Genomic DNA, 26430 nt, shown 5'->3' with positions numbered 1-26430 from the left:
AGCCATGAAGTTCGACACACCCGCCACCACCAACCCGATCGACCAGCTCAAGGTCATCGGCCAGCCGCTCGACCGCATCGATGGCCCGCGCAAGGTTACGGGCACGGCTCGCTATGCCTATGAGCAGCACGATGTCGCGCCCAACCAGGCCTATGGCCATGTCGTCGGCTCGGCCATCGCCAAGGGAAAGATCGTCTCGATGGACCTCGCCGCCGCGCGGCGGGCTCCGGGCGTGCTGACGATCGTTACGGCGCAGAGCGCCGGCAAGCTCGGCAAGGGCAAGTACAACACCGCCAAGCTGCTCGGCGGCCCGGATATCGAGCATTACCATCAGGCGGTTGCGCTCGTGGTGGCGGCGACCTTCGAGCAGGCCCGGGCGGCAGCCCAACTGGTCAAGGTGCGCTACGCCGAGGCCAGGGGTGCGTTCGATCTGGCAGCCGTCAAGGATCGTGCCCCGGACGCAAAGCCCGAAGGAGAGAGCCCGACCCAGACCGCCGTCGGCGACTTCGCAGGTGCTTTTGCCACGGCCCCGGTCAAGCTCGACCAGAGCTATTCGACGCCCGATCAGGCTCACGCGATGATGGAGCCGCATGCCTCGATCGCAGCCTGGGACGGCGACAAGCTGACGCTGTGGACCTCCAACCAGATGATCGCCTGGAGCGTCGGCGACATGGCGAAGACGCTGGGCATCCCCAAGGAGAATGTCCGGCTGGTCTCGCCCTTCATCGGCGGCGGCTTCGGCGGAAAGCTCTTCATCCGGGCCGATGCGCTGCTGGCGGCACTTGGTGCGCGCGCGGCAGGGCGGCCTGTGAAGGTCGCGCTGACTCGGCCGATGATGTTCAACAACACCACGCACCGTCCCGCGACGATCCAGCGTATCCGCATCGGCGCGACGCCTGACGGCAAGATCACCGCCATAGGTCATGAAAGCTGGTCCGGAGATCTGAAAGGCGGCGGCCCGGAGCTCGCGACGCAGCAGACGCGCCTGCTTTATGCCGGCGCCAACCGGATGACGTCGCTGAAGCTCGCCGTCCTCGACCTGCCGGAGGGCAACGCCATGCGCGCACCGGGCGAGGCGCCCGGGCTGATGGCGCTCGAAATCGCCATGGACGAGATGGCGGAGAAGCTCGGCCTGGATCCGGTCGAATTCCGCATCCGCAACGATACCCAGGTCGATCCCGAAAAGCCGCAGCGGCCGTTCTCGCAGCGGCGCCTCGTGGAGTGCCTGCGCATCGGGGCCGAGCGCTTCGGATGGGAGAAGCGGTCGGCAACGCCGGCGAGCGTCCGCGACGGCAAATGGCTCGTCGGTCTCGGCGTCGCGTCGGCGTTCAGGAACAATCTGGTCATGAAGTCGGGTGCACGAGCCACCCTTGGCCGCGACGGCATCGTCACGATCCAATCCGATATGACGGATATCGGAACCGGCACCTACACCATCATCGCGCAGACGGCAGCCGAGATGATGGGCCTGGCCATCGACAAGGTGAAGGTCGAACTCGGCGATTCGAGCTTTCCTGTTTCAGCGGGCTCGGGCGGGCAGTGGGGCGCTAATTCGGCAACCTCCGGCGTTTACGCCGCCTGCGTGAAATTGCGCGACGCGGTGGTCCAGAAGCTCGGCTTCAATTCGGGGGATGCGGTCTTCGAGGGTGGCGCCGTGAAGTCCGGCAACCGTTCCGTTCCGCTGGCCGTCGCCGCGCGCGAAGGCGACATCGTCGGCGAGGACACGATCGAGTTCGGCAATCTCGATGAGACGCATCAGCAATCGACCTTCGGCGGCCATTTCGTCGAGGTCGGCGTCGAAGCCGCGACCGGCGAGGTACGGCTTCGGCGCATGCTTGCGGTCTGTGCGGCCGGTCGCATCCTGAACCCCAAATCCGCGCGCAGCCAGGTCATCGGCGCGATGACGATGGGCGCAGGCGCAGCGTTGATGGAAGACCTCGTCATCGACAAGCGACGCGGCTTCTTCGTCAACCACGACCTCGCCGGCTATGAGGTTCCTGTCCACGCCGACATCCCCCACCAGGACGTCGTGTTCCTCGACGAGACCGACCCGATGTCCTCGCCGATGAAGGCGAAGGGCGTCGGCGAGCTCGGCATCTGCGGGGTGGGAGCGGCCGTCGCCAACGCGATCTACAACGCGACGGGCGTCCGCGTGCGCCACTATCCGATCACCCTCGACAAGTTGCTCGACCGATTGCCGGCGCTCAGTTGAGCTGTGAATGCGCAGGTCGCCAGACGGCTTGCCCGATGACTCTGCTCTCGATGAATGTCACCGCCGCGGTGACGCCGTCTTCCCTTCGGATGGCGTCGCCAAGCGAAGACGCCCGGTGACGCATCTGCGGGTCGTCCATCGCCGCAATCGCCACCGCAAGGCTTTCGCTCGACAGCGTTTTTCGGTTGAGTGCATGAGGGCCTACGCCCAGCTCCGCGATACGCCTTCCCCAGAACGGCTGGTCGCCGAAGAAGGGACAGATGGCCGTGGGTTTGCCTGCACGGAGAGACGCCGCCGTGGTGCCGGCGCCACCGTGATGCACGGTCGCTGCAACCCGGGGAAACAACCTGTCATGCGGCGCGTCGGCGATCATGTGGACGTTGCCGGGTACGTGTTGCGCCTCCAGTGCCCCGCCACCGGTTGCCAGCAAACCGCGCTTGCCGGTTCTTGCGAGAGCCTCGATGACGATCGTGGTCATTGCCCGGGGATCAAGCCCCGGCATGCTGCCGAAGCCGACATAGATCGGTGGCTCGCCGGCGTCGAGGAATGCCGTCAACGCGTCTGACGGTCGCCATTCCTGGCTGTCGAGGAACCAGTAGCCGCTGACCAGCACATTGTCGCCCCAATCGGGCGGAACCGGCACGACATGCGGGCTATAGGCATAGAGCGTGCCCAAGGACAGGCCAGCGCCAGAGCGGCGGCCCGCGAGCCCCAGCGATGCTTCCCGCCAGTCGCGGATCTGCTTGCCGAACAGAAAATCCGCCCCCTTGATCGCCAGCGCATGGCTGGCGCGGTTCAGCGGACCCAGGAACGCAAACGGAAGCATGGGGCTGGGAAAGGCCGAGGTTGGCGTGAAGCCCGGTAGCGGCGATGCGAGGATGTGCGGACATGCGAGAGCTTCGGCGATGTGTGGCGCCGCAATCGACTTGGGGTGGTGGACGATCACATCGGGGCGGAAAGCCTTGACGGCCGCCCACTCGTCATCCAGCAGGCGCCGCATCAACGGACGCACATGCTTCAAGAGTTTGAATCCGGCGCTGAAGCCTCGACCGCCAGCAATCGCAGCCTTGCCTTCCGGCGTGTCCATCAGGGCGAGGAACTCTCCCGGAAGCGCCGCGAAGGCGATGCCATGTTCACGAACCATGGCATCGAACTGAACAGGTCCTGCGATCTGCACCGCGTGCCCGCGCTCGATCAACCCCAATGCAAGAGCGATATAGGGCTGTACGTCGCCTCTGGTGCCGAGCGTTTCAATGGCGATGCGCACCCGGTTTCCTCTTTTCGTGCCGATCAAAAACGCTCTAGCGTTCGCTAACCAGGGCCTCATGAAGCTGGCTTGGCGAGTTCGCGGCCCTGATGCTCTGCAGAACGTCTTGCGAGCGCAACCGCCGGGCCAGGCAGGCGAGGACGTTGATGTGCTCCTTCTGCGCCTCGGCCGGCGTGAGCAGGACGAGGACGATATCGACCGGCAGTCCGTCGATCGCGTCGTAGTCGATCGGCTTGCTCAGGCGGGCCAGCCAGCCGACCGGCCTGACCAATCCCGGCACAGGCGCATGCGGAATCGCGACGCCGTCGCCCACGCCGGTCGAGCCCAGGCTTTCGCGCCGCAGCAGGGCATCGCGAATGACCTCGGGGGGAATGCCGAGCGCGGCGCCGGCCTGCTTCGCGATCGTCTCGATGACTTTCGCCTTGGAGGGCGCGGCAAGGCCCAGAATGACATTTGCGGGACCGATGAAATCCGACGCCTTCATAGCTGTACTCACTGTGGGTGGCTTGCTGACGGGATCGTTCATTCGATCTCGCGGAGCCGGTAGCCCACCCCTGTTTCGGTGGTGATGTATTGCGGCTGGTCGGGCGTCCGTTCGAGCTTCTGGCGGAGCTGGCGAACATAGACGCGCAGATACTGGACGTCGGTCGATCCGCCCCAGACCTGGTTCAGCAGATACTGATGGGTCAGGACCTTGCCGGCGTGCTGCACGAGCAGGCGCAGGATGTCGTATTCCTTCGGCGACAGCTTGATCTCCTTCTCGGCGAGCCTGACGATCCGCTTGACCAGATCGACCGAGAGTTCGCCCGTCTGGAACACCGGCTTCTCGCCCTGCTGCTGCAGCTTGTGGCGAAGCGCGACGCGGATGCGTGCGACCAGCTCCTTCATGCCGAAGGGCTTCGTCACATAGTCATCGGCGCCGAGTTCAAGCGCTTTGACGATACCCGCCTCATCGGTACGGCTCGACAGGATCAGGATCGGCAGATCGACCAGCTCGTCGCGCCATCGGCGCAGCAGCTCATGACCGGGCATGTCGGGTAGGCCGAGATCAAGCAGGATCAAATCCGGCCGGTCGAGCCTGACGTGCTCGATCGCGTCTTTCGCATTGCCGGCCTCGCTGATCGCATAGCCTTCGGTTCCGAGGCCGACGCGGAGCAGGCGCCGGATCGGCGGCTCGTCATCGACGATCAGGACCTTCACCGTCGAACTCATGACATGTCTTCCAGGTTGAGGGCCTCGGGAGGCACGGGCATCGTGATGGTGAAGACAGAGCCGGAGCGATCGGCCCGGTTGCCCGCGGTGATGGTCCCGCCCATGGCCTCGACAAAGCCGCGGCAGATCGACAGGCCCAGCCCCGTCCCGGCGCGGACATGGTCGGTCTTGCTGACGCGGTAGAAGCTGTCGAACACGCGTTCGAGATCAGCGGAAGGGATGCCCGGCCCCTCATCCAGCACCTGCAGCACCACCTGATCGCCATCGGTCCAGGCCTGGATCCGGATGGCCGAGCCAGGCGGCGCATATTTGGCGGCGTTGTCGATCAGATTGAACAGAACCTGCTCGAACAGGACGGGATCGAGCCGAAGCATCGGCAGATCGGCGGGTAGATCCGTCTCGATCCTGTGCTCGGCCACGATCTTGACGACGCGGCGCAGGGCCGTGCCGACGACATCGCCGAGATATTGCAGAGAATAGTTCGGCTGTGTTGCACCGGATTCGATCCGGGTCATGTCGAGCAGATTGGCGATGAAGCGATGCAGCCGTTCCGATTCGTCGTTGACGGTCGCGAGCAGATCGATCCGATCGGCCTGCGGGATCGCATCCGGGTAGTCGCGCAGTGCTCCGGCCGCGCCCATGATCGCCGCGAGCGGCGTCTTCAGATCATGCGAGATCGAGGTCAGGAGCGCGGAACGCAGGCGGTCGGCTTCAGCTGCCAACTTTGCCCGGTCGACATCGGCGACAAGCTGGATGCGTTCGATGGCGACCGCCGCCTGATCGGCCAGCGCGTCGAGCAGGCGTTGCTGCTCTGGCGTGAGCAAAGGGCCCTGGCGGTCATTGTCGAGGCCGAGCACTCCGATGGCGGTGCGGCCGGTGCGGAGCGGCAGGTAAAGCCGTTTCGCGCCGGGCAGGGTGTCTGCACCGCGCCCGGCCGGCCGGTTGTGCTCCCAGGCCCAGCGGGCGGCGGCGATGTCCGCATCGACCAGCGTATCGTCGGGAGGATAGCCGGCGCGCACCGCGATCGAGCCGTCCTCGGGCAGCAGGATCACGACCCGGACCTTGAGCATCGAGGCGATCTGATAGGCGCTCGCCCAGAGCACGTCATCGAGCGTGCCAGTGCCGGCGAGCTTTCTGGAGAACAAATAGAGATCTTCGGTGGTCCGCGCGCGCTGGCGTGCCGCGGTGGCCTGACGCTGGACACGCGCCGTCAGATTGCTGGCGACGATGGCCACGCCGAAGAAGAATCCGAGAGCGATTACGCTTTCGGGGTCGCTGACGGTGAGGGTATAAAGCGGTTCGAGAAAGAAGAAGTTGAACGCCAGCGCGCTGAGCACCGATGCGAAGAGAGCGGGTCGGAGTCCTGACTGAAGCGCCGAGGCCAACACCGCCATCAAGAATACGAGCGCGATGTTGCGCACATCCAGCACGCGAAAGAGCAGCGTGCCGAAGGCCAGCGCCAAGCCGACATGGACCGTGCTCCAGAGATAAGGCCAGATCCGGAAACGTTCCGGCTCGGCCGCCGTCATCGGCCGCGCGCCCTCGACGTGACGCTCATTGCCGGAGATGACATGAACGCTGATGTCGCCTGCCTGGCGGATCAGCTCATGCGAAACCGAACCCTCGAAGAACTCGCGCCAGCGCGCCTTGCCGGGTTTGCCGATGACGATGTGGGTGACATTGTTGCCCGCCGCATGACGGATGATCTCGGTGGCGATGGACTGGCCGGGCAGCGTGATCGCCTCGCCGCCGAGCTGCTCGGCAAGCCGCAGGCTCGCGGCGATGCGGTCCTTGTCGGGCTCGGCCATGCCGGCCGAGCTCGGCGTCTCGATATGGAGTGCGGCCCAGGGTGCACGGAGGCGGTCGGCCTGACGCTTGGCGTAGCGGACCATCGAGGCTCCGCGCGGCCCTTCGTCGATGCAGACCAGCACGCGGTCGCCCGCCGCCCAGGGGCCGGAAATGGCATGCGCCTGCATGTGGCTCAGGAGTTGATCGTCGACACGCTGGGCGGTGCGGCGCAGCGCCAGCTCCCGCAATGCCGTCAGATTGCCCGGCGAGAAATAGTTCTCGACCGCCCTGGACGCGGTCTTGGGCAGATAGACCTTGCCGTCATGCAGTCGCTTGATCAGGTCGTCGGGCGTCAGGTCGATGATCTCGACATCATCGGCCCGGTCGATGATCGAGTCGGGCACCGTCTCGCGCACCCGGATGCGGGTGATCTGCGCGACGACGTCGTTGAGGCTCTCGACATGCTGGATGTTCAGGGTCGTGTAGACGTCGATGCCCTGGGACAGCAGCTCCTGGACGTCAAGGTAGCGCTTGGGATGGCGGCTGCCGGTGACATTGGTATGGGCCAGCTCATCGACGAGGACCAGCGTCGGGCGCCGCGCCAGAATAGCGTCGATATCCATTTCCTCGAGTCGGCGGCCTTTGTATTCGACGCTGATGCGGGGAATGATCTCGAAGCCCTCGACCAGAGCCTCGGTCTCCTTGCGGCCGTGGGTCTCGACCACGCCGATCACCACATCGACGCCATCGGCCCGGCGCGCCCGCCCCGACAGCAGCATCTCATAGGTCTTGCCGACGCCCGGAGCCGCGCCGAGAAAAATCTTCAGGCGGCCCCGGTCCTCGCGCTCGGCGCTTTCGAGCAGCGCATCCGGCGAGGGCCGGCTCCTGGTCTCGCGCATGTCCTCAGGCATCGGCTTTCATCTTCCGGGTCGGAACCGCCGGGGACATCGTCGCGATGCCCGGCGGCCGATTGTTAGCGGGCGCTGCGATCCAGCGCGAGGTTCAGCGTGAGCACGTTGACCACGGGCTCGCCCAGCAGGCCGAGCTTGCGCGCCTCGACGCCATTGTCCACCAACGCCTTGACGGAGGCTTCGTCGAGGCCGCGCGCCTTGGCCACCCGCGCCACCTGGAAATAGGCCGCCTCCGGGGTGATATGCGGATCGAGACCGCTGCCCGAGGTCGTCACGAGGTCCATCGGGACCGGCGCATTGGGATTGCTCTCCTTCAGCGTCGCGACATCGCCCTTGATCCGGTCGATCAGCTTCTGGCTCGTCGGCCCCAGATTGGAGCCGACGGAGTTCGCGGCGTTGTAGGGCGCATCGACCGTCTTCGAGGCATCGGCCGGATCGGCGGCCGAGGTCGCCGAGGGGCGGCCGTGGAAATAGCGCTCGCTCGTGAAGTTCTGGCCGATCAGCGAGGAGCCGATGATCTTGCCGTCCTTCTCGATCAGGCTGCCGGCAGCCTGGCGTGGAAACAGCGCCTGGGCCAGGCCGGTCATGCCGAGCGGATAGGCCAGGCCGGTGATGATGGTAAGAGCGACGATCATGACGATCGCGGGGCGGATTTGCTTGAGCATGAGTTGGATCCTTTACACGAGGCCCATGGCGCTGATGGCCATGTCGATGGCCTTGATGCCGACGAAGGGAACGATGATGCCGCCGAGCCCGTAGACGAGCAGGTTGCGGCTGAGCAGCGCGCCGGCGCCGACGGGCCGGTATTTGACGCCCTTCAGCGAGAGCGGGATCAGCGCGACGATGATCAGCGCGTTGAAGATGATCGCAGAGAGGATGGCGCTCTGCGGCGTCTGCAGTCCCATGATGTTGAGCGCGCCGAGCTGGGGATAGAAGGCGAGGAACATCGCCGGGATGATGGCGAAGTACTTGGCGACATCGTTGGCGATCGAGAAGGTCGTCAGCGCGCCGCGCGTCATCAGGAGCTGCTTGCCGATCTCGACGATCTCCACCAGCTTGGTCGGATCGCTGTCGAGATCGATCATGTTGCCGGCCTCGCGCGCCGCGACCGTGCCGGTGTTCATGGCGACGCCGACATCGGCCTGGGCGAGCGCGGGAGCGTCGTTGGTGCCGTCGCCGCACATCGCGACGAGCTTGCCCTTGGCCTGTTCCTCGCGGATCAGCGAGAGCTTGTTCTCGGGCGTGGCCTGGGCGAGGAAATCGTCGACGCCGGCTTCGGCCGCGATCGCGGCCGCGGTCATCGGGTTGTCGCCGGTGATCATCACCGTGCGGATACCCATGCGGCGCAGCTCGGCAAAGCGCTCCTTGATGCCGCCCTTGACGATGTCCTTGAGGTGGACGACGCCGAGCAGGCGGCCATCCTTCACGACGGCGAGCGGGGTGCCGCCGGCCTTGGCGATCTCGTCGGCGATCGCCTGGATCTCGCGGGCGGTCTCGCCGCTGGCCCGCGGGCTGCCCGTCGCGACCGTGCCCAGATCGACATGCTTGAGCACGGCATCGACCGCGCCCTTGCGGATGGACGAACCCTCGGCATCGACGCCGCTCATCCGGCTCTGGGCCGTGAAGGGAACGAAATTGGCATGCAGGCTCGCCATGTCGCGGGCGCGAATGCCGTATTTCTCCTTCGCCAGCACGACGATCGAGCGGCCCTCAGGCGTCTCGTCGGCGAGCGAGGCGAGCTGTGCCGCATCGGCCAGGTCCTTCTCGCTCACGCCCCGGACCGGGCGGAACTCGGTCGCCTGACGGTTGCCGAGCGTGATCGTGCCGGTCTTGTCGAGCAGCAGCGTGTCGACGTCGCCGGCGGCCTCGACGGCGCGGCCCGACATGGCAAGCACATTGAAGCGCACGAGACGGTCCATGCCGGCGATGCCGATGGCCGAAAGCAGCGCGCCGATTGTGGTCGGGATCAGGGTGACGAACAGCGCGACGAGCACGATCACCGGAATGTAGCCGCCGGCATAGGAGGCGAAGCTCGGGATCGTCGCCGTCGCGAGCACGAAGATCAGCGTCATGCCCGCGAGCAGGATGTTGAGCGCGATCTCGTTGGGGGTCTTCTGGCGCTCGGCGCCCTCGACCAGCGCGATCATCCGATCGATGAAAGTCGAACCCGCCGCGGCGGTGATGCGGACGCGGATCCAGTCGGACAGCACCTGCGTGCCGCCGGTCACGGCCGAACGGTCGCCGCCCGATTCGCGGATCACCGGCGCGGACTCACCCGTGATCGCCGCTTCATTGACCGAAGCGACGCCCTCGACGACCTCGCCGTCGGACGGGATGATGTCGCCCGCCTCGACGATGACGACGTCGCCGACCTTCAGGCTGTTGCCGGGCACCAGCTTGAATTTCGCGCGGTCGTCGCCGGACAGAAGCTTGGCCTGGGTTTCGGTGCGGGTGCGCCGCAGCGACTCCGCCTGCGCCTTGCCGCGCCCTTCCGCGACCGCCTCGGCGAAATTGGCGAAGAGCACGGTGAACCAGAGCCAGATGACAATCTGGAAGGAGAAGCCGAGGCTGGCTCCGCCCGTTGCGAGATCCTTCAGGAACAGGACGGTGGTCAGCGCCGAGACAACGGCGACGACGAACATCACCGGGTTGCGGGCGAGGCTGCGCGGATCGAGCTTGCGGACGGCATCGCCCAGCGCGGGAACGAGGATGCGAGTGTCCAGGATGCTCGCGGATTTGGACTGGCTCATGAGAGAGACTCCAGCGTGAACTTGTGAGGGCGACGCGAGCGTCAGGTCGCCGCGAGCAGATGGGTGAGCGCCTTGGCGAACATCGCGAGGAGGAGCATCACGATCATCATCCCGCAGATGAGGCTTGATGCTCTCGGTGGCTTTGCCGCCCCTCGCGCCAAAAGCGCGGCGCGAGGGACGATGTGTCGGCGAGATCGGCGCGACAGGTCGGTCATGAGCGCACCGTCAGGTCAGAAGGTCTGCCCCAAGAGCATCGCGAGATGCTCGACGATCGGCCCGACAGCGAGCGCGGGGAAGAAGGTCAGCCCGCCGACGATCAGGATCACGCCGGCAAGCAGGCCCACGAAGAGCGGACCGTCGGTCGGAAAGGTGCCCGCCGAGGCGGCCACGGTCTTCTTCGTCACCAGCGAACCCGCCATCGCCAGGGCCGGGATGATGATCATGAAGCGCCCGATCAGCACCGCGATGCCGATGGTGATGTTGAACCAGGGCGTGTTGCCCGACAGGCCGCCGAAGGCCGAGCCGTTGTTCGCCGCCGCCGAGGTGTAAGCGTAGAGGATCTCGGAAAACCCGTGCGGGCCGGAGTTGCCGATCGAGGCGACCGCGCTCGGCAGGACGACGGCGACGGCAGTGAAGATCAGCATCACCGCCGGCAGGCAGAGGATGGCCAGAACCGCCATCTTGACCTCCTTGGCCTCGATCTTCTTGCCGAGATATTCCGGCGTCCGGCCGACCATCAGGCCGGCGACGAAGACGGCGAGCACGACGAAGAGCAGGATGCCGTAGAAGCCGGCGCCGACGCCGCCGACGATAATCTCGCCGAGCTCCATGTTGATCAGCGGAATCAGGCCGCCCAGCGCGGTGAAGCTGCCATGCATGGCGTTGACCGCGCCGCAGGATGCAGCGGTGGTGATGACCGCAAACAGCGCCGAGAGCGAGATGCCGAAGCGGACCTCCTTGCCCTCCATGTTGCCGCCCTCGAGACCGAGCGCGTGAACGAGCGGGTTGCCGGCGGCCTCGGCCCAGTAGCAGATTGCGACGCCGGCCAGGAACAGCACGCCCATCGTGGACAGGATCGCCCAGCCCTGGCGCTGATTGCCGACCAAGCGGCCGAAGACATTGGTCATCGCCGCGCCGATGGCGAAGATCGAAACCATCTGGATCAGGTTGACGATCGCGTCGGGGTTCTCGAAGGGATGAGCAGAATTGGCGTTGAAGAAGCCGCCGCCATTGGTGCCGAGCATCTTGATCGCGAGCTGTGAGGCGACGGGGCCGACAGCGATGCTCTGCTTCGCGCCTTCGAGCGTGGTGGCCTCGACATAGGCCCCGAGCGTCTGCGGCACGCCGAGCGCGACATAGACCAGGGTCAGGACGATGCAGAGCGGCAGCAGCACGTAGAGGGTGCTGCGGGTCATATCGACCCAGAAATTGCCGATCGACTTGGCTGAGGCCCTGGCGAACCCGCGGATCAGGGCGACCGCGATCGCGATGCCGGTGGCGGCCGAGAGGAAATTCTGCACGGTCAGCCCGACCATCTGGGTCAGGTAGGACATCGTGCTCTCGCCGCCGTAGTTCTGCCAGTTGGTGTTGGTGACGAAGCTGGCAGAGGTGTTGAAAGCCAATTCGGGACCGACCGCCGCCATGCCCTGCGGGTTCAGCGGCAACACATCCTGCAGGCGCATCAGGAGATACAGCACGAGGAAGCCGGCCAGGTTGAAGAGCAGCATGCCGGCCGCATAGGTGGTCCAGTGCTGATCCTCGCGCTCACTTGTGCCGGCGAGGCGATAGAGCGCGCGCTCGACAGGCCCGAGAACGGGTGAGAGCAGCGTGCGCTCGCCATTAAAGACGCGCGTCATGAAACCGCCGAGCGGTTTGACGAGCAGAATGACGATCCCGCAGAAGACGAGGATCTGGATCCATCCGTTGAGAGTCATGGCTGGGGCTTTCCGGGCATTACGCCCCGCGGTCAGAACCGTTCGGGGCGAACGAGGGCGTAGGTCAGGTAAGTGAGGAGAAACACAGTCACCGCACCGCCAAGGATGTATTCGAACAGCATTTGACGCTTCCAATCTGCTAGATACTGGAACAAAATTTGATATAGGCGAACGAAACGCCAAAAAATGCGATGCCCGCCCCGAGTAGAACGATGTCCATGAGATGAATTCCTTGCATGCGGCAGAGGGCGATTGCAGAACACGGCCGTCATCGCCGGCACCGGCGGGATGCTTCCCGGCTCGGTAAGCAGACACCGCGCGCCAAGCCGGGACAGGACCGTGATATGGCGCCGAACCGCATAGGGGTTCGAGAGAGGCCGCATGGGAAAGAAATAAAAAAGCTATAGGAAAATGCGGGATTGCCGCCGACGATATGGCTCAGCGGACGCCTTGGCGGCAGTCGGACGGGCGGAGACCGCAACCCGACCCCGCGGGGAGTTGATCCCCAATCCCTCAGGAGTGCGGATCGAGGACGCGCTCGAATTTGTCGAATTCGATGCAGGCGAGCTTGCCGCCGACACGCTCGGTGCGCCGGACATAGACGGCCTGGATGATGTCGCGCTTCTCCGCGCCGATCTCGATCGGCCCGCGCGGACTCTCGATCGCCAGCCCTTTCAGGGCCTCGATCAGCGCATCGCCATCGGTCCTGCCGCCGCTCCTGGCAAGGCCCGCATCGAGCACGGCGAGACCGTCATAGGCGGTCATCGCCATGTAGTTCGCGGGATAGTCGCCATGCTCGGCTTTGTAGCCCGCGATGAACCTGCGGTTCAGCGCGGAGTCGTGGGCGCTCGAATAATGGTGGGTGGTGATGAGCCCGAGGCCAGCCTCGCCCGCCGCCTGCATGTAGCTGTCGTCCATCGCCTCACCGGTCGCGAGCAACTTGATGCCGGCCTCAGCCAATCCGCGCTCGCGGGCGGCCTTGAGGAAATTGTTGGGCAGGTCTCCCGAGGGGAAGAAGAAGAACACGGCATCGGGCTTCTCGTCGCGGACACGCTGGACATAGGCCGAGAGATCGAAGCCCGATAGCGGCACGCGCAGCGCGTTCACCACCCGGCCACCCTCGGCAGCGAAGGTCGTGGCGAAGGCCTTCTCGGCATCGACGCCCGGCGCATAGTCGGAGACGACCGTGATCGCGGTCCGCAGCCCCTGCCGACCCGCCCATGTGCCCATCGGCGCGCTGACCTGCCCGACCGTGAAGGAGACGCGGGCGATATAGGGCGAGCGGCTGGGGATGACCGAGGCGCTGGCATTGAGGATGATGCAGGGGATCTTGGCCTGCGTCAGCACGGGGCCGATAGCAATGGCGTTGGGGCTGAAATCCAGCCCCATGATCACATCGATGCCATCGCGGGTGACGAGTTCGCGGACGAAGCGGATGGCGAGGTCCGGCGCCGAGCCGCCCGTGTCGCGCCTGATGATCTCGACGGCGCGTCCGCCGACCTTGCCGCCGTTCTGCCTGAGCCAGAGCGCCATGCCGTTGTCCATCTGCCGGCCGTAATCGGCATAGGCACCGGAATAGGTCACGATCATGCCGATCCTGAGCGGACCGGATTGGGCCAATGCCGGTTGGCCGAGCGTTGTGCCGACCGCAGTACCGAGCGCACCCGCAGCCAGCGTCTTCAGCGCTCCACGGCGGCTGACGCCTGACCGCTGCCGTATTTCGGCGAAATCGTGCCCCTCCCGGCCTGCCGTCATTCGCCTGGTATCCCCCCGCCCGTGTCCGCCGACATCATCGCCCGATCCCGGCGCGCTTGATATGGGCGTCATAATCGATGAAATCCCAACCCGGCGCATTCGCCAAAACCTCATCGTCGCCAAATGGACACTATCATGCCGGCCACCCTTACCGTCCCAGGCGCTACTTCGCGAAGCGACGCGGATTTCGATCTTGTCGTGATCGGCGCCTCCTATGCCGGCGTCGGCGTCATCGCGGCGGCACGAGAGGCCGGCTTTGCCGGGCGCATCGCGCTCGTCGGCGAGGAGGCCGACCTGCCTTATCAGCGCCCGCCGCTGTCGAAAGGCTTCCTGCTCGGCAAGGCCGGGCTGGCGAGCCTGCCGCTGAAGGCGGAGTCGTTCTACGTCGAGGCGGAGGTCGCGTTCATGGCGGGACGGCGCGCCGTCGCGCTGGACCGGCAGGCACGCCAGGTGCTGCTCGACGACGGCTCCCAGATCGGCTTCGGAACGCTGGCGCTGACGACCGGCGCGCGCGCTGCCGCGCTGCGTTGCCCCGGCGCCGAACTCGACGGGGTCCTCTCGCTGCGCTCGCTCGATGAGGCTCGCACCTTGAGCAAGCGGCTCGCCGCCGCCCAGGCGATCGTCATCATCGGCGGTGGCTTCATCGGGCTCGAGGTCGCCTCGGCGGCCGTCACGCTCGGCAAGCAGGTGAGCGTCGTCGAGGCAGGCCCGCGCCTCATCGGCCACGCGGTCGCGCCGGAGATCTCCGCCTTCATCCAGCGCATCCATGAGGAGCGCGGCGTCACGGTGAAGCTGGCGACAAAGGTCGAGCGGATCGAGGGCGAGGCGGGCAAGGTCGTGGCCGTTGTCTGCGCCGATGGTTCGCGCCTGCCCTGCGACCTCGTGCTCGCGGCCGTTGGCGCCGTGCCCAATACGGAACTCGCGGCCGAGGCGGGGCTGAGCGTCGAGGACGGCATCGTCGTCGACGAGTTCTGCCGCAGCTCCGATCCTGAGATCTTCGCGGCGGGCGATTGCACCAGCCATCCCAATGTCTTCGCGCGGCGCCGGATGCGGCTGAGCTCCGTCCAGAACGCGCATGACCAGGGCCGCGCCGCCGGCAACGCCATCGCCGGCAAGCTCGAACCTTACAAGGCCGTGCCGTGGTTCTGGTCCGACCAGTACGAGGTCAAGCTGCAGATGGTGGGCATCGCCAGCGGCAGCGGCCCCGCCATCCTGCGCGGATCGATGGAAGAGGGGCGGTTCTCGCTGTTTCGCTATGATGGCGACCGGCTGACCGCGATCGAGAGCATCAACCGGCCGGCCGACCATATGATGGGCCGGCGCCTGATCACGGCGGGCCTGTCGCCGACACGAGAGCAGGCCGGCGACCCCGGTTTCGATCTGCGCTCGCTGGCCTGAGGCGCCGCCAGCGCCCGCGTCCTGCCTTGAAAATGCCGCTTGCCATGGCCGGGGATTGGGAGTGCCATGAGTTCGGCTGAACGCAGCCTTGCGCAGGCAGTCTTGCGATGGAGAACACCATGCTGAGAAACGTCATTCTTGCATCCGCATCCCTTTTCGCACTGGCGGTATTGCCGGTGGCGCCTGCGGCCGCGCTGACGATGAAGGAATGCAGCGTCAAATATCAGGACGCCAAGAAGGCCAACACGCTCAAGGGCCAGAAGTGGAACGATTTCCGCAAGGCGCAGTGCGGCGACGACGATGCGGCCGATGACGAGGCGGCAGCAGCCGTGGCAGAGCCGGCGACGCCGGCCGTGACGCCTGCCAGCGCTCCGGCCAAGCCCGCCGCCGCGCCGGGCAAGGCGAAGGCCGCCGTGTTCCCCAAGGTGGTCGCGTCTAAGTATTCGGACCTGTCGGCCGGCAGGGCGCGGCTGAAGACCTGCGCCGACCAATACAACGCCAACAAGGCTTCGAATGCCAATGGCGAGCTGAAATGGATCGAGAAGGGCGGCGGCTACTGGAGCCAGTGCAACAGCAAGCTGAAGAGCTAATCAACACCCTTACGCTCTAGGCACCATCGTCATCCCGGGCTTGACCCGGGATCCATCGTAGAGCGCGGCGCCCTTCGATGGATCCCGGATCTCCGCTTCGCTGCGTCCGGGATGACGGCGCGGTTAAACGGCGATGGTCAGGCTATCAACGACGCTCGCGCCTGCGCGTATTCGCCGGCCAGCCGCGCCCCGAGTTCGGCCACGCTCGGCACGTCCTCGATTGAACCCACGCCCTGGCCTGCCGACCAGATCGTCTTCCAGACCTTGGCTTCGCTGGCCATGTCGAGCTTGCCATGGGAGGTCAGGTTGTCGGGGTCGAGTCCGGCGGCCGCGATGCTCTCGCGCATGAAGTTCGCGTTCACGCCACTGATCGCCGGGGTGTAGAGGATGTCGGCGGCGCGGGTGCGCAGCAGCATGTCCTTGTACGCGGGATCGGCCAGGCTTTCGCTCGTCGCGATGAAGCGGGTGCCGAGATAGGCGAGATCGGCCCCCATCAGCTGCGCCGCCGCGATCTGGGCTCCGTTCGAGATCGCACCTGCCAGCACGATCGTGCCCTTGAAGAAGCGCCTGATCTCCGCGACCAGCGCGAAAGGGCTCATCATGCCGGCATGGCCGCCCGCGCCCGCGGCGACCGCGATGATGCCGTCGACGCCGGCCTCGGCCGCCTTCTGCGCATGGCGCAGGCTGATGACGTCGTGGAAGACAACGCCGCCATAGCCATGCACCGCCTTGACGAGGTCGGGCACCGCGCCGAGCGAGGTAATGACAAGGGGCACCTTGTGCTGGGCCGTGATCGCCAGATCCTGCTCGAGGCGCGGATTGGTGCGGTGGACGATCAGGTTCACGCCGAAGGGCGCGGCGTCCGGAACCCCGGCAAGACGCCCTTCGATCTCGTCGAGCCAGGCGGCATAGCCCTCGCTGCTGCGCTGGTTCAGCGCCGGGAAGGTGCCGACCATGCCGGCCTTGCAGGTCTCGACCACGAGATCGGGGCCCGAGACCAGGAACATCGGCGAGGCGATCGCGGGAAGGCGCAAGCGCCCGGCGAGCGAGGCAGGTAGTGGCACGGTCTTCATCTCCCTCAGACGGATGCTTTGCTCTTGTCGTTGCATCGCTCGTATCAGCGCGCGCGTCTGTGTGGAACCCGCCGCAGGGCCGGGACGCGCCCGGCGCGCTTGCCAAACGGCACCGGCTTTGCGAGTCCGGAGCAGGACCGAACCCATCTGAAGCCGGTCGACCCGGGAGGCAGCGACGTGAACACCCCCAACCAGCGTGATTTCGAGCAGCCCGGCCGCTCGGTGGTAATGGGCCGGCGCGGCATGGCCGCGACCTCGCATCCCACCGCGACGCTGGCTGCCATCACCATCCTGCAGGCGGGCGGCAATGCGATCGATGCGGCGGTCGCGGCCTGTGCCGTGCAATGCGTGGTCGAGCCGGGCTCGACCGGCATCGGCGGCGACTGCTTTGTGCTGTTGGCGGCTGGTGGCAGCGACGCCGTGATCGCCTATGACGGCTCGGGCCGAGCGCCGGCTGCGGCAACCGTCGACTGGTATCGCGAGCATGGCTTCACCGAGATTCCGCGCCAGTCGCCCCATGCTGTGACCGTGCCGGGTTCCGTCGAGGCCTGGGCGACGCTGGTCAAGGACCACGGCCGCCTGCCGCTCGCCAAGCTGCTGGAACCGGCCATCGCGCTCGCTCGCGACGGCTATGCGGTGTCGCCGCGCGTCGCGGCCGATTGGGCCGGACAGGCCGCGCTGCTGGCCAAGGATCCGCACGCCGCCCGTGTTTTCCTGCCGGGCGGCCGGGCGCCGCTGGCGGGCGAGGTCCACCATCAGCCGGAGCTGGCGGCGACGCTGCAGGCCATCGCCGAGCGCGGCCCCGCCGCCTTCTATGAGGGCGAGATCGCCCAGGACATGGTCGACCGCCTGCGCGAGCTCGGCGGGCTGCATACGCTGGAGGATTTTCGCGCGGCGAAGGGCGGCTATGTCACGCCGATCAAGACCAGCTTCCGCGGCCACGAGGTGTATGAGTGCCCGCCGGCCGGCCAGGGCGTGATCGCGCTGATGATCCTCAACATCCTGTCAGGTTTCGAGCCGGGAGCCGACCCGCTCTCGGCAGACCGCCTGCATGTCGAGATCGAGGCATCGCGGCTGGCCTATTCCGTCCGCGACGCGGTGCTGGCCGATCCGAGCCAAAGCGAGGTCCCGCTGAACTGGCTCCTGTCCGAGGAACTGGCGGCGGAACTGCGCAGCAAGATCGACCTGAAGCAGGCGATCACGGAGCTGCCGTCGTTTTCGGCTTCGGCGGTCGAGCACGCCGATACGGTCTATATCAGCGTCGTCGACAGCGACGGCATGGCGGTCAGCTTCATCAATTCGCTCTTCCATCCCTATGGTGCGGCATTGCTGGCACCCAGGAGCGGCGTCATGCTGCACAATCGCGGTCAGGGCTTCGTGCTCACGCCCGGCCATCCCAATGCGATCGCGCCACGCAAGCGCCCGCTGCACACCATCATCCCAGGCATGATGACGCGCGATGGCAAGGTCTGCCTGTCCTTCGGCGTGATGGGCGGGCACTACCAGGCGACGGGCCATGCTCACCTGATCAGCAAGCTGGTCGATTACGGCCTCGACTTGCAGAGCGCGATCTCGCTGCCGCGTATCTTCCCGCGCCCCGGCCAGACCGCGATCGAGGCGGAAGGCACCGTGCCGCCAGCCGTTCGCGCCGAGCTCGAACGCCGCGGCTTCTCCTTCACGGCGCCAGCGGCCGCGATCGGCGGCGGGCAGGCGATCGCGATCGACCACGAGCGGGGCGTGCTGCTGGCGGGCTCCGACCACCGCAAGGATGGCTGCGCGCTCGGCTGGTGAGGTGTCCGGGGCCTGCCCGGCGCTATCGGCGCTCGAAGTCCCGGTGGACGTCGTGGGTGACGATTCCCGCGCCGTCCGGCGGGATCGTCAGCCAGTCCCGGCGCGTCAGCGTCTGGCGCGTGTCCTCATGGCCTGAGTGCCAGTGCTCCTTCATCGAGGTGCGCGAGAATTCGTGGTCCTTGGCATGGCTCTCATAGGTTTTCTGCTGGTAGATCAGCTGCAGGATGGTGTGTTCGGGGATCAGCGCCAGCTCGTCGCGCAGGGCGCGGTCCTCGTCGCTCAGGCTGTCCTCGGGAATCCGCGTCAGCGCGTGATGGGCCTTCTTCTTCCAGCCCTGCAGGGTCTGAAACAGGTCCGTCATGAGGCGCGTGCGCGAGGAATACATGATGTCCTTGTGGCGGCCCATCACGTCCTGCATCGTGCGCGGCATCGGGCCGCGTGACGAGAACAGATCGACCTGGAAGATCAGCGAGTTCAGCGTGTCCTCCTGGGCGAGCAGGTGCTGCAGCGGGGTGTTGGAGACGATACCGCCATCCCAGTAGTGCTCGGTGCCGATCTGCACGGTCGGGAAGGCCGGCGGCAGCGCGCCCGAGGCCATGACGTGCTCGGGCTCGATCTTTTCCTGGGTGTTGTCGAAATAGACGAAATTGCCCGAGAGCGCGTTGACCGCGCCAACCGAAAAATGCACCGCTCCGCTGTTGATCAGATCGAAATCAACGAGTTCCAGCAGCGTCTCGCGCAGCGGCGAGGTGTCGTAGAAGCTGGTCGCGTCGGTCGCGCCGGCAGGTGCGAACCAGGCGCTGGTGCGCCGCGGCTCGAAGAAGCCGGGTTGGCCCAGCATCGTGGTCATCAAGGATGAGGTCGCGTTGCGGGCCTGGCGGAAGACGTCGCCCTCCGGCGTGAACCACCAGACCTTGCGATCGGTGATCCGGTCCCAGAACGTCTGCAGCCGCTCCAGCCGGCGCTCGCGCGGGTTGCCGGCGATGATGGCGGAGTTGATCGCGCCGATCGAGACGCCCGAGACCCAGTCGGGCTCGATATCGGCCTCGTGCAGCGCCTGGTAGACGCCCGCCTGATAGGCACCAAGCGCGCCACCGCCCTGGAGCACGAGCGCGACGCGGTCGCAGCGCTCGGGGCGCCAGCCGAGATAGCGGGCGCCGGACAGGGACGCGGATGACGGAGCATTCATGGCGCAGTATCCCGGAATTGAGCGCGTTAGGGCGGCAATTGCTGTGCTTTGCGAGGTGACACCCGTGTGACGCAGGCCATGTGATGCAGGCCGCCGCATGGCGCTGTCATCCCACCGTCAGACAAGCTTCATCGCGGCGTCAGCTTGCTCTTCCACGGCAGGAGGCATGGTTTTTGCGGCGCACACAAACGCGGTCCGGGGGGAGAGCACTATGCTGAAGGGCAAGACCGCCGTCGTCACCGGCTCGACCTCAGGGATCGGGCTCGCCATCGCCCGGGCCTATGCGGCTGAAGGTGCCAACATCGTCATCAACGGCTTCGGCGCGCCTGACGCGATCGAGGCCGAACGCGCCGGCATCGCCGCCGATTTCGGCGTCGAGGCGCGCTATTCCCCCGCCGACATGGCGCATGGCGGCGCCATCGCCGAGATGATCGCCGAGGCGGAGCGTGAGTTCGGCTCGGTCGACATCCTGGTCAACAATGCCGGCATCCAGTTCGTCGCAGCCATCGAGGAGTTCCCGATCGAGAAATGGGACGCGATCATCTCGATCAACCTCTCGGCCGCCTTCCACGCCATCCGCGCCGCGCTGCCGGGCATGAAGGCGCGCAAATGGGGCCGGATCATCAACACGGCCAGCGCGCATGCCCTCGTCGCCTCGCCGTTCAAGTCGGCCTATGTCGCGGCCAAGCACGGTATCGCCGGGCTGACCAAGACGGTCGCGCTGGAAGCCGCGACCTTCGGCGTCACAGCCAACGCGATCTGCCCCGGCTATGTCTGGACGCCGCTTGTCGAAAAGCAGATCCCCGAGACGATGGCGGCCCGCGGGCTGACCCGCGAGCAGGTGATCAACGACGTGCTGCTCGACGCGCAGCCGACCAAGCAGTTCGTCACCAGCGAAGAGGTTGCGGCGCTCGCGGTCTTCCTCGCCTCCGACGCCGCCAGGTCGATCACCGGCGTCATCCTGCCGATCGACGGCGGCTGGACCGCGCACTGAGACAAAGGCCGGCGGACCGAGCCGGCAGGAGGCCTCCTCATGAACCGTCAGCAGATCCTCGACCTGCCCTCGATGCCGCTCGCCGGACCCAGCTATCCGGCCGGCCCCTACCGCTTCATCGACCGCGAATACATGATCATCAGCTACGAGACCGATCCGGAGCTGATCCGCCATCATCTGCCCGAGCCGCTGATGCCGCTGGCGCAGCCGATCGTGCATTACGAGTGGATCAAGATGCCGGACTCCTCCGGTTTCGGCAGCTATACCGAAACCGGCATCGTCATCCCCTGCACCTTCGGCGAGGAGGACGTGAGCTTCGTCTCGCAGATGTATCTCGACATCGAGCCGCCGATTTCGGCCGGCCGCGAGATCTGGGGTTTTCCAAAAAAGTACGCCCATCCCAAGCTCGAACTGGTCAAGGACACGCTGACCGGAACGCTCGAATATGCCGGCCAGCAGGTCGCCATGGGCACGATGGGCTACAAGCATGAGAGCCTGGCCGGCAACGGCGTCAAGACGACCGCGATCCTAACCAAGACCCAGGTCAATTTGAAGATCATCCCCGGCGTCGACGGCGAGCCCGAAATCTGCCAGCTCGTGGCGCTGAACCTCACCGACGTCACGGTGAAGGGCTCCTGGATCGGGCCGGGACGGCTGCATCTGGTGCCGCATGTCAACGCGCCGGTCGCCGATCTGCCGGTGCGCCGCGTGCTGGGCGCACACCACTTCATCGCCGACCTGACGCTGCCCTTCGGGCGGAAGATCTTCGACTATATGGAGAAGTGAGCGGGTAGCGCTTCTGGGCCTGCATGGCTGCCCAAGCGCGCTGCACGAGGGCTGACAGGCCAGCAGTTCGCCTCGACGGCCCCCAGCCATACGGCGCGATTCGAAGGAGCGTGTGCAAGGCGGACGGTCGCCAGTCACGCCCGAACACCAGCCCGCCATAGCGGCGCATGTGCCGTTCCGACCCGCGCCAGCGGACAGTGTCACGCCTTCACGCGAGCGGTCCTTTTGGAAGGCGCATCCATCATCTGAATGACGTAGCAGCGATTTTGCGACGCTACGTTTGGCAACACATCGCCTGTTCTCTATTGCGCGCTTGGTGTCTCGCTCGGCGCGGCCCGAACAGTCCAGATGCATTGCTTGCGCGTTGCAATCAGATTGTTGGACGATCGTTGGCAGGAGCAGCCGATGCCACATTTCGTAAAGTTTGCTGGAAATCCCCATCAACCCGCGCCGCCGGCTATCAAACGGCAGAATCAATTGATCTCGGTTGGTACATCCATCCGCGTTGGATTCAAGGATACCCAATCCTGGATTGATGTTCGCGCCAGCAATCCGAGGGCGCGCGTTATGAAGCGAGAAGCCGTCGAGGATGCCCCGAATGGAATAGCCTGGTACGAAATTGTAGGAATGAATGAAGGTTCAACCGAAGTTACGGCTGTCGACACCAACACCAATTACGTCTGGGATCGATTTAAGCTGGATATCAAGGGTAAAGCGAAAACGCTTAACAGGCCGCCTATTCGCGGCATGACTTTCAATTACTATGTCGACACGAAAGGCATCGGCCCGAATTACAATGCGTCGGTTGTTCTCGAATGGAAGGTGGCGCTCATTCCGGTCGCAGCCGGCCCTGTTACAGACACTGATGGCACCAGCTTCACCGCTTCCAAGTGGGGCAATGATTGGAATGCCTGGACCGCGAAATTCAAGAAGACTGTTGAGTCCGCATGGAGTGAACGGATTTGGCTTTCCACCCCAGCTAAACTCCATGAGCTTGAAGTAAGTGACCCTGGCGGAGGGAAACGTCGTGTGAATCTTCACTGCATTTTGAAATGCGTCATTTCACACCCCGGGGCAGCACATCAGATAATTAGGGTCGCCAAGGCCGGCCAAAGCAACGGCGGGTCTTTTCGGTCCGACTCTCGATTGCTGGACGATGCCGATCTGAAAACCGATCCCGTAGGCACGTACGTAAATCAGACGAAGCCATTTAATACCGCCGTTCACGAGATTGGCCATGATCTCGGCTTCACTCATGCATGCGAAGTGACGACGCCTTCGACGCCTTACTGCGTGGCTACGGACCCGGACGCCGGGGAAATTATGGCGACCGGCAATGAACTGCGTGCCAGATACGCGACGCCCTGGCAGCGAGCTGCTGCTACGTGGTTCAGCGCTGGCGGAACCCCATGCACACCAAGCGACTTCTCGCCATCGCTCGCCAGGCTCGCGCCGGTCGCGGTGCCATAGCGAGAATTGGACATCCGATGCAACGTTTATCGGCCAAAGTCGTTCTTCGTTTGGCGCTAACAGGGGCGAGTTTAATGATGACTGACGGATCTCGTGCGCAATCGCCGCAACAATCAAATCAGCCAGAACTGCTGAACGCGCCTTTGTTGGCGAAGGTTCGAACCCGCGCTCCAGCGACACTCTTCATAGAACGACGGGACGGTGGCCGCATCGTTGTCGATCTGCGACTGTCTATCGCTACTCCCGGATCGGAATTCGCGGCGCTTCAAGACCGGAAAGTGTTCGGCGAGGCAAAAGTCGCGAAAGACGGGACGGCTGTGATTTGGTCGCGCGGTGGAATTACGATCAGTTCCAAAATCTTGCATAGTCTCGCCGCGGAACAGTTTCACGACCGTAAGAAAGGGAAGACCGTTTCCCCTCCGATCGATTGAACAGCAAAAATATTGCATGGCAAGCAATCCGAGACGATAACTAGGGTCCGGACTCAAGCAGTATATCCCAATCGACTACGACCCCATGCTAATCTACGGGGCACCTCAATAAGGCCGGCGGCCTTGAGCAAGCCGGCAAGTTCCGGGGATGCTCAGCTATCCATCTTCAGGGCGGCGATGAAGGCTTCCTGCGGGATTTCGACCTTGCCGAACTGCCGCATCTTCTTCTTGCCTTCCTTCTGCTTGTCCAGAAGCTTGCGCTTGCGCGAGGCGTCGCCGCCATAGCACTTGGCCGTAACGTCCTTGCGTAGCGCCCGGATCGTCTCGCGGGCGATGATCTTGCCGCCGATCGCCGCCTGGACCGGGATCTGGAACATGTGCGGCGGGATCAGATCCTTGAGCTTCTCGCACATGGCGCGGCCGCGGGCGTCGGCGCGCGAGCGGTGGACCAGCATCGAGAGCGCGTCAACCGGCTCGGCATTGACCAGGATCGACATGCGCACGAGGTCGCCCTCGCGGTAATCGGTGATGGCGTAGTCGAAGGAGGCGTAGCCCTTCGAGATCGACTTCAGCCGGTCGTAGAAATCGAACACGACCTCGTTCAGCGGCAGGTCGTAGATGACCTTGGCGCGCGAGCCGACATAGGACAGGTCGGTCTGGACGCCGCGCCGGTCCTGGCAGAGCTTCAGAACCGAGCCGAGATACTCGTCGGGCGTGAAGATCGTCGCCTTGATCCAGGGCTCCTCGATCGTCTCGATCTTCATGACGTCGGGCATGTCGGCGGGGTTGTGCAGTTCCAGTACCGTGCCGTCGCGGAGGTTGAGATGGTACACCACCGACGGCGCGGTCGAGATCAGGTTGAGGTTGAACTCGCGCTCCAGCCGCTCCTGGATGATCTCCAGGTGCAAGAGCCCGAGGAAACCGCAGCGGAAGCCGAAGCCAAGCGCGGCCGAGGTCTCCATCTCGTAGGAGAAGCTGGCGTCGTTGAGGCGCAGGCGGGACATCGCCGAGCGCAACACCTCGAAATCGGCCGCATCGACCGGGAAGATGCCGCAGAACACGACCGGCTGCACCGGCTTGAAGCCCGGCAGGGCCTGCGGCGTCTGGCGCTTCTCGTCGGTGATGGTGTCGCCCACCGCGGTATCGGCGACCTCCTTGATTGAAGCCGTGAAGAAGCCGACCTCACCTGGCCCTAGTTCCTTCACCTCGGTCATCTTGGGCTTGAACACGCCGACGCGATCGACGCCATAGGCGGCGTTGGCGCGCATCATGCGGATGGTCATGTTCTTCTTGAGCACGCCGTCGATGACGCGCACGAGCACGACGACGCCGAGATAGGCATCATACCAGGAATCGACCAGCAGGCATTTCAGTGGTGCTTCGAGATCGCCCTTGGGCGCCGGCAGCTTGTGGACGATGGCTTCGAGCACCCCCTCGATATTGATGCCGGTCTTGGCCGAGATCGGTACGGCTTCCGAGGCATCGAGCCCGATGACATCCTCGATCTGCTGCTTGATGCGCTCGGGCTCGGCGGCGGGCAGGTCGATCTTGTTGAGGACGGTGACGATCTCGTGGCCGGCATCGAGCGCCTGGTAGACGTTCGCCAGCGTCTGCGCCTCGACGCCCTGCGAGGCGTCGACGACCAGCAGCGAGCCCTCGCAGGCCGCCAGAGAGCGCGAGACCTCATAGGCGAAGTCGACATGGCCGGGCGTGTCCATCAGGTTCAGGATGTAATCCTTGCCGTCCTGGGCGCGATAATCGAGCCGGACGGTCTGCGCCTTGATGGTGATGCCGCGCTCTTTCTCGATATCCATCGAGTCGAGCATCTGCTCGCTCATGTCGCGCGCCGCCACCGTGCCGGTGGTCTGGATCAGCCGGTCGGCCAGCGTCGACTTGCCGTGGTCGATATGCGCCACGATCGAGAAATTGCGGATGTTGTCGAAGGTCTTCGTGCTCATGGGCGCGCAATAGCAGCGTTGCCGCATCGCGCCAAGCGTTTGCGGTTTTTGCGGCTACTCCGCCGCGGCGAGTTGCTGCTGCGCCAGGTTCGGCTCCAGCGCCCAGGTCAGGGCGCGATAGTCGAAGCCGCTCTCCAGCGTCGGCTTGACCACGGCGAAATAGGGCGAGATGTCGAAATCGCGCGGCATGTAGAGCGAATGATGCCGGATATGGAGGATTTCCTCGAAATCCTCTTCGTCCATCGCCTGGGCATATTCGACCGTCGGCAGCACGGGATAGCGCGCCGCCTCGAAGGCCTGCGCGATCAGGGTCGAACAGATCGCCCGCGTCGGGTCGCCCGAGCCCAGCGCGATCATGCGCCGGCGCCAACTCGCGGGAGCCCAGGGAATCGGGATCAGCCAGCGCATCAGATCGAGGATGTTCTTGAGGTCGTACTGGGTGCCGAGCCGGTCCAGCACATAGTCGACGACGATGGCGCAGCCTTCGCGGTCGAGCGCCTGGGGGCGGCAGATGCGGGTGCCGAAGGCGCCGTATTTCGACAGGGGCGAGAGCACGCAGCCGACATCCATCTCGACCTCGGCCAGCACCAGCGGCTCGCCCTCCGCGCTGAACTGCCCGGTCTCGCCGACATAGAGGGCAGCATGCGACCAGGTCGACTGCGTCAGATACTTGATCGCGGCCGAGACCTTCATGCTGCCTTCGACCAGCAGGACGTCGCCGGGCTGCAGTGCCGATTGGAGCCGTGCCAGCGCCTTGGCATCGACCGGGCCGGGCTCAGGCTTGCCGCGGGTGATGAACCCGACGACGGACCGCCCCAGAAATTCGAGACCGCGATTCATGACCGCCTCCCCTCCGCCGCTTCCCTTGCGGCCCGCGCCTTCAGCGGCGTCGTTGGGGCTCATCAAAGCGCAAATTCCTGA

Annotated in this window: 22 protein-coding genes; 8 read left to right on the top strand and 14 right to left on the bottom strand. The window is 65.2% G+C overall.

The features are described from left to right. The first annotated feature begins 4 nt into the window (after nt 1–4). Entirely contained in the window at nt 5–2212 is a 2208-nt protein-coding gene (paoC, locus tag AC1DYU_RS14180) for an aldehyde oxidoreductase molybdenum-binding subunit PaoC (protein ID WP_476792177.1), read from the top strand. On the opposite strand, the gene AC1DYU_RS14175 is transcribed toward paoC, so the two are convergent. From AC1DYU_RS14175 to AC1DYU_RS14130, 10 genes are all read right to left on the bottom strand, one after another. Beyond that, entirely contained in the window at nt 2205–3479 is a 1275-nt protein-coding gene (locus AC1DYU_RS14175; protein ID WP_476792404.1) for a glycosyltransferase, read from the bottom strand. The two genes, paoC and AC1DYU_RS14175, sit on opposite strands and share 8 nt — an antisense overlap. A 34-nt stretch (nt 3480–3513) precedes the next feature. Next, nucleotides 3514–4005, bottom strand: a complete 492-nt coding sequence (locus tag AC1DYU_RS14170; RefSeq protein WP_476792176.1) for a PTS sugar transporter subunit IIA — start codon at nt 4003–4005, stop codon at nt 3514–3516. Further along, nucleotides 4002–4691: a response regulator transcription factor gene (locus tag AC1DYU_RS14165; RefSeq protein ID WP_158482722.1), complete on the bottom strand. Its 690-nt coding sequence runs from the start codon at nt 4689–4691 to the stop codon at nt 4002–4004. The genes AC1DYU_RS14170 and AC1DYU_RS14165 overlap by 4 nt, the downstream gene beginning before the upstream one ends. Further along, complete coding sequence (locus AC1DYU_RS14160; RefSeq protein WP_476792175.1) at nt 4688–7390, bottom strand: DUF4118 domain-containing protein; 2703 nt, start codon at nt 7388–7390, stop codon at nt 4688–4690. The genes AC1DYU_RS14165 and AC1DYU_RS14160 overlap by 4 nt, the downstream gene beginning before the upstream one ends. 62 nt (nt 7391–7452) lie before the next feature. Beyond that, nucleotides 7453–8055: a K(+)-transporting ATPase subunit C gene (locus tag AC1DYU_RS14155; RefSeq protein ID WP_476792174.1), complete on the bottom strand. Its 603-nt coding sequence runs from the start codon at nt 8053–8055 to the stop codon at nt 7453–7455. 12 nt (nt 8056–8067) lie between these two features. Further along, the gene (kdpB, locus tag AC1DYU_RS14150; RefSeq protein ID WP_476792173.1) at nt 8068–10140 is read right to left on the bottom strand and encodes a potassium-transporting ATPase subunit KdpB; all 2073 of its coding nucleotides are present in this window, start codon (nt 10138–10140) and stop codon (nt 8068–8070) included. A gap of 41 nt (nt 10141–10181) precedes the next feature. Next, on the bottom strand, nt 10182–10355 hold the full coding sequence (locus AC1DYU_RS14145) for a hypothetical protein (protein WP_476792172.1): 174 nt from the start codon (nt 10353–10355) through the stop codon (nt 10182–10184). 15 nt (nt 10356–10370) lie between these two features. Beyond that, nucleotides 10371–12074 (bottom strand): potassium-transporting ATPase subunit KdpA, encoded by a 1704-nt coding sequence (gene kdpA / locus AC1DYU_RS14140; RefSeq protein WP_476792171.1) that lies wholly within the window; start codon nt 12072–12074, stop codon nt 10371–10373. 32 nt (nt 12075–12106) lie between these two features. Next, nucleotides 12107–12196, bottom strand: a complete 90-nt coding sequence (kdpF, locus tag AC1DYU_RS14135) for a K(+)-transporting ATPase subunit F (RefSeq protein ID WP_158482727.1) — start codon at nt 12194–12196, stop codon at nt 12107–12109. A gap of 391 nt (nt 12197–12587) precedes the next feature. Beyond that, nucleotides 12588–13829 carry an ABC transporter substrate-binding protein gene (locus tag AC1DYU_RS14130; RefSeq protein ID WP_476792170.1) on the bottom strand — a complete coding sequence of 414 codons (1242 nt, stop codon included), beginning with the start codon at nt 13827–13829 and terminating at the stop codon, nt 12588–12590. A 135-nt stretch (nt 13830–13964) separates the two neighbouring features. Here AC1DYU_RS14130 and AC1DYU_RS14125 point away from each other — a divergent pair, with 135 nt between their 5' ends. Next, nucleotides 13965–15227, top strand: a complete 1263-nt coding sequence (locus AC1DYU_RS14125; protein WP_476792169.1) for an NAD(P)/FAD-dependent oxidoreductase — start codon at nt 13965–13967, stop codon at nt 15225–15227. A 119-nt stretch (nt 15228–15346) separates the two neighbouring features. After that, nucleotides 15347–15817, top strand: a complete 471-nt coding sequence (locus tag AC1DYU_RS14120; RefSeq protein WP_158482730.1) for a hypothetical protein — start codon at nt 15347–15349, stop codon at nt 15815–15817. Between the two features lie 137 nt (nt 15818–15954). On the opposite strand, the gene AC1DYU_RS14115 is transcribed toward AC1DYU_RS14120, so the two are convergent. Then, complete coding sequence (locus AC1DYU_RS14115) at nt 15955–16881, bottom strand: NAD(P)H-dependent flavin oxidoreductase (RefSeq protein WP_476792168.1); 927 nt, start codon at nt 16879–16881, stop codon at nt 15955–15957. Nucleotides 16882–17118: 237 nt separating this feature from the next. Between AC1DYU_RS14115 and ggt the strand changes: the two genes are divergently transcribed. Further along, nucleotides 17119–18681 (top strand): gamma-glutamyltransferase, encoded by a 1563-nt coding sequence (gene ggt, locus AC1DYU_RS14110; protein ID WP_476792403.1) that lies wholly within the window; start codon nt 17119–17121, stop codon nt 18679–18681. Between the two features lie 22 nt (nt 18682–18703). On the opposite strand, the gene AC1DYU_RS14105 is transcribed toward ggt, so the two are convergent. Further along, nucleotides 18704–19870 carry a patatin-like phospholipase family protein gene (locus AC1DYU_RS14105; protein ID WP_476792167.1) on the bottom strand — a complete coding sequence of 389 codons (1167 nt, stop codon included), beginning with the start codon at nt 19868–19870 and terminating at the stop codon, nt 18704–18706. 211 nt (nt 19871–20081) lie between these two features. Between AC1DYU_RS14105 and AC1DYU_RS14100 the strand changes: the two genes are divergently transcribed. The 4 genes from AC1DYU_RS14100 (at nt 20082) to AC1DYU_RS14085 (ending at nt 23551) form a co-directional block, all read left to right on the top strand. Then, nucleotides 20082–20864, top strand: coding sequence for a 3-hydroxybutyrate dehydrogenase (locus AC1DYU_RS14100; protein WP_476792166.1), 783 nt, complete (start codon nt 20082–20084; stop codon nt 20862–20864). 39 nt (nt 20865–20903) lie between these two features. Further along, nucleotides 20904–21650: an acetoacetate decarboxylase gene (locus AC1DYU_RS14095; RefSeq protein ID WP_476792165.1), complete on the top strand. Its 747-nt coding sequence runs from the start codon at nt 20904–20906 to the stop codon at nt 21648–21650. 405 nt (nt 21651–22055) lie between these two features. After that, nucleotides 22056–23120, top strand: a complete 1065-nt coding sequence (locus AC1DYU_RS14090) for a hypothetical protein (RefSeq protein ID WP_476792164.1) — start codon at nt 22056–22058, stop codon at nt 23118–23120. Between the two features lie 17 nt (nt 23121–23137). Next, a complete protein-coding gene (locus AC1DYU_RS14085; RefSeq protein WP_476792163.1) occupies nt 23138–23551 on the top strand; it encodes a hypothetical protein in 414 nt (137 codons plus the stop codon). Nucleotides 23552–23703: 152 nt separating this feature from the next. Here the strand turns inward: AC1DYU_RS14085 and lepA are convergent, their stop codons facing one another. Continuing rightward, a complete protein-coding gene (gene lepA, locus AC1DYU_RS14080) occupies nt 23704–25509 on the bottom strand; it encodes a translation elongation factor 4 (protein ID WP_158482737.1) in 1806 nt (601 codons plus the stop codon). A 54-nt stretch (nt 25510–25563) separates the two neighbouring features. Further along, a complete protein-coding gene (locus AC1DYU_RS14075; RefSeq protein WP_158482738.1) occupies nt 25564–26349 on the bottom strand; it encodes a C40 family peptidase in 786 nt (261 codons plus the stop codon). Between the last annotated feature and the right edge of the window lie 81 nt (nt 26350–26430).

This window comes from Allobosea sp. P2_B12 (assembly GCF_056404835.1).
Note: the sequence above shows the minus strand (reverse complement) of the source record. Positions and strands in the feature narration are given on the sequence as shown.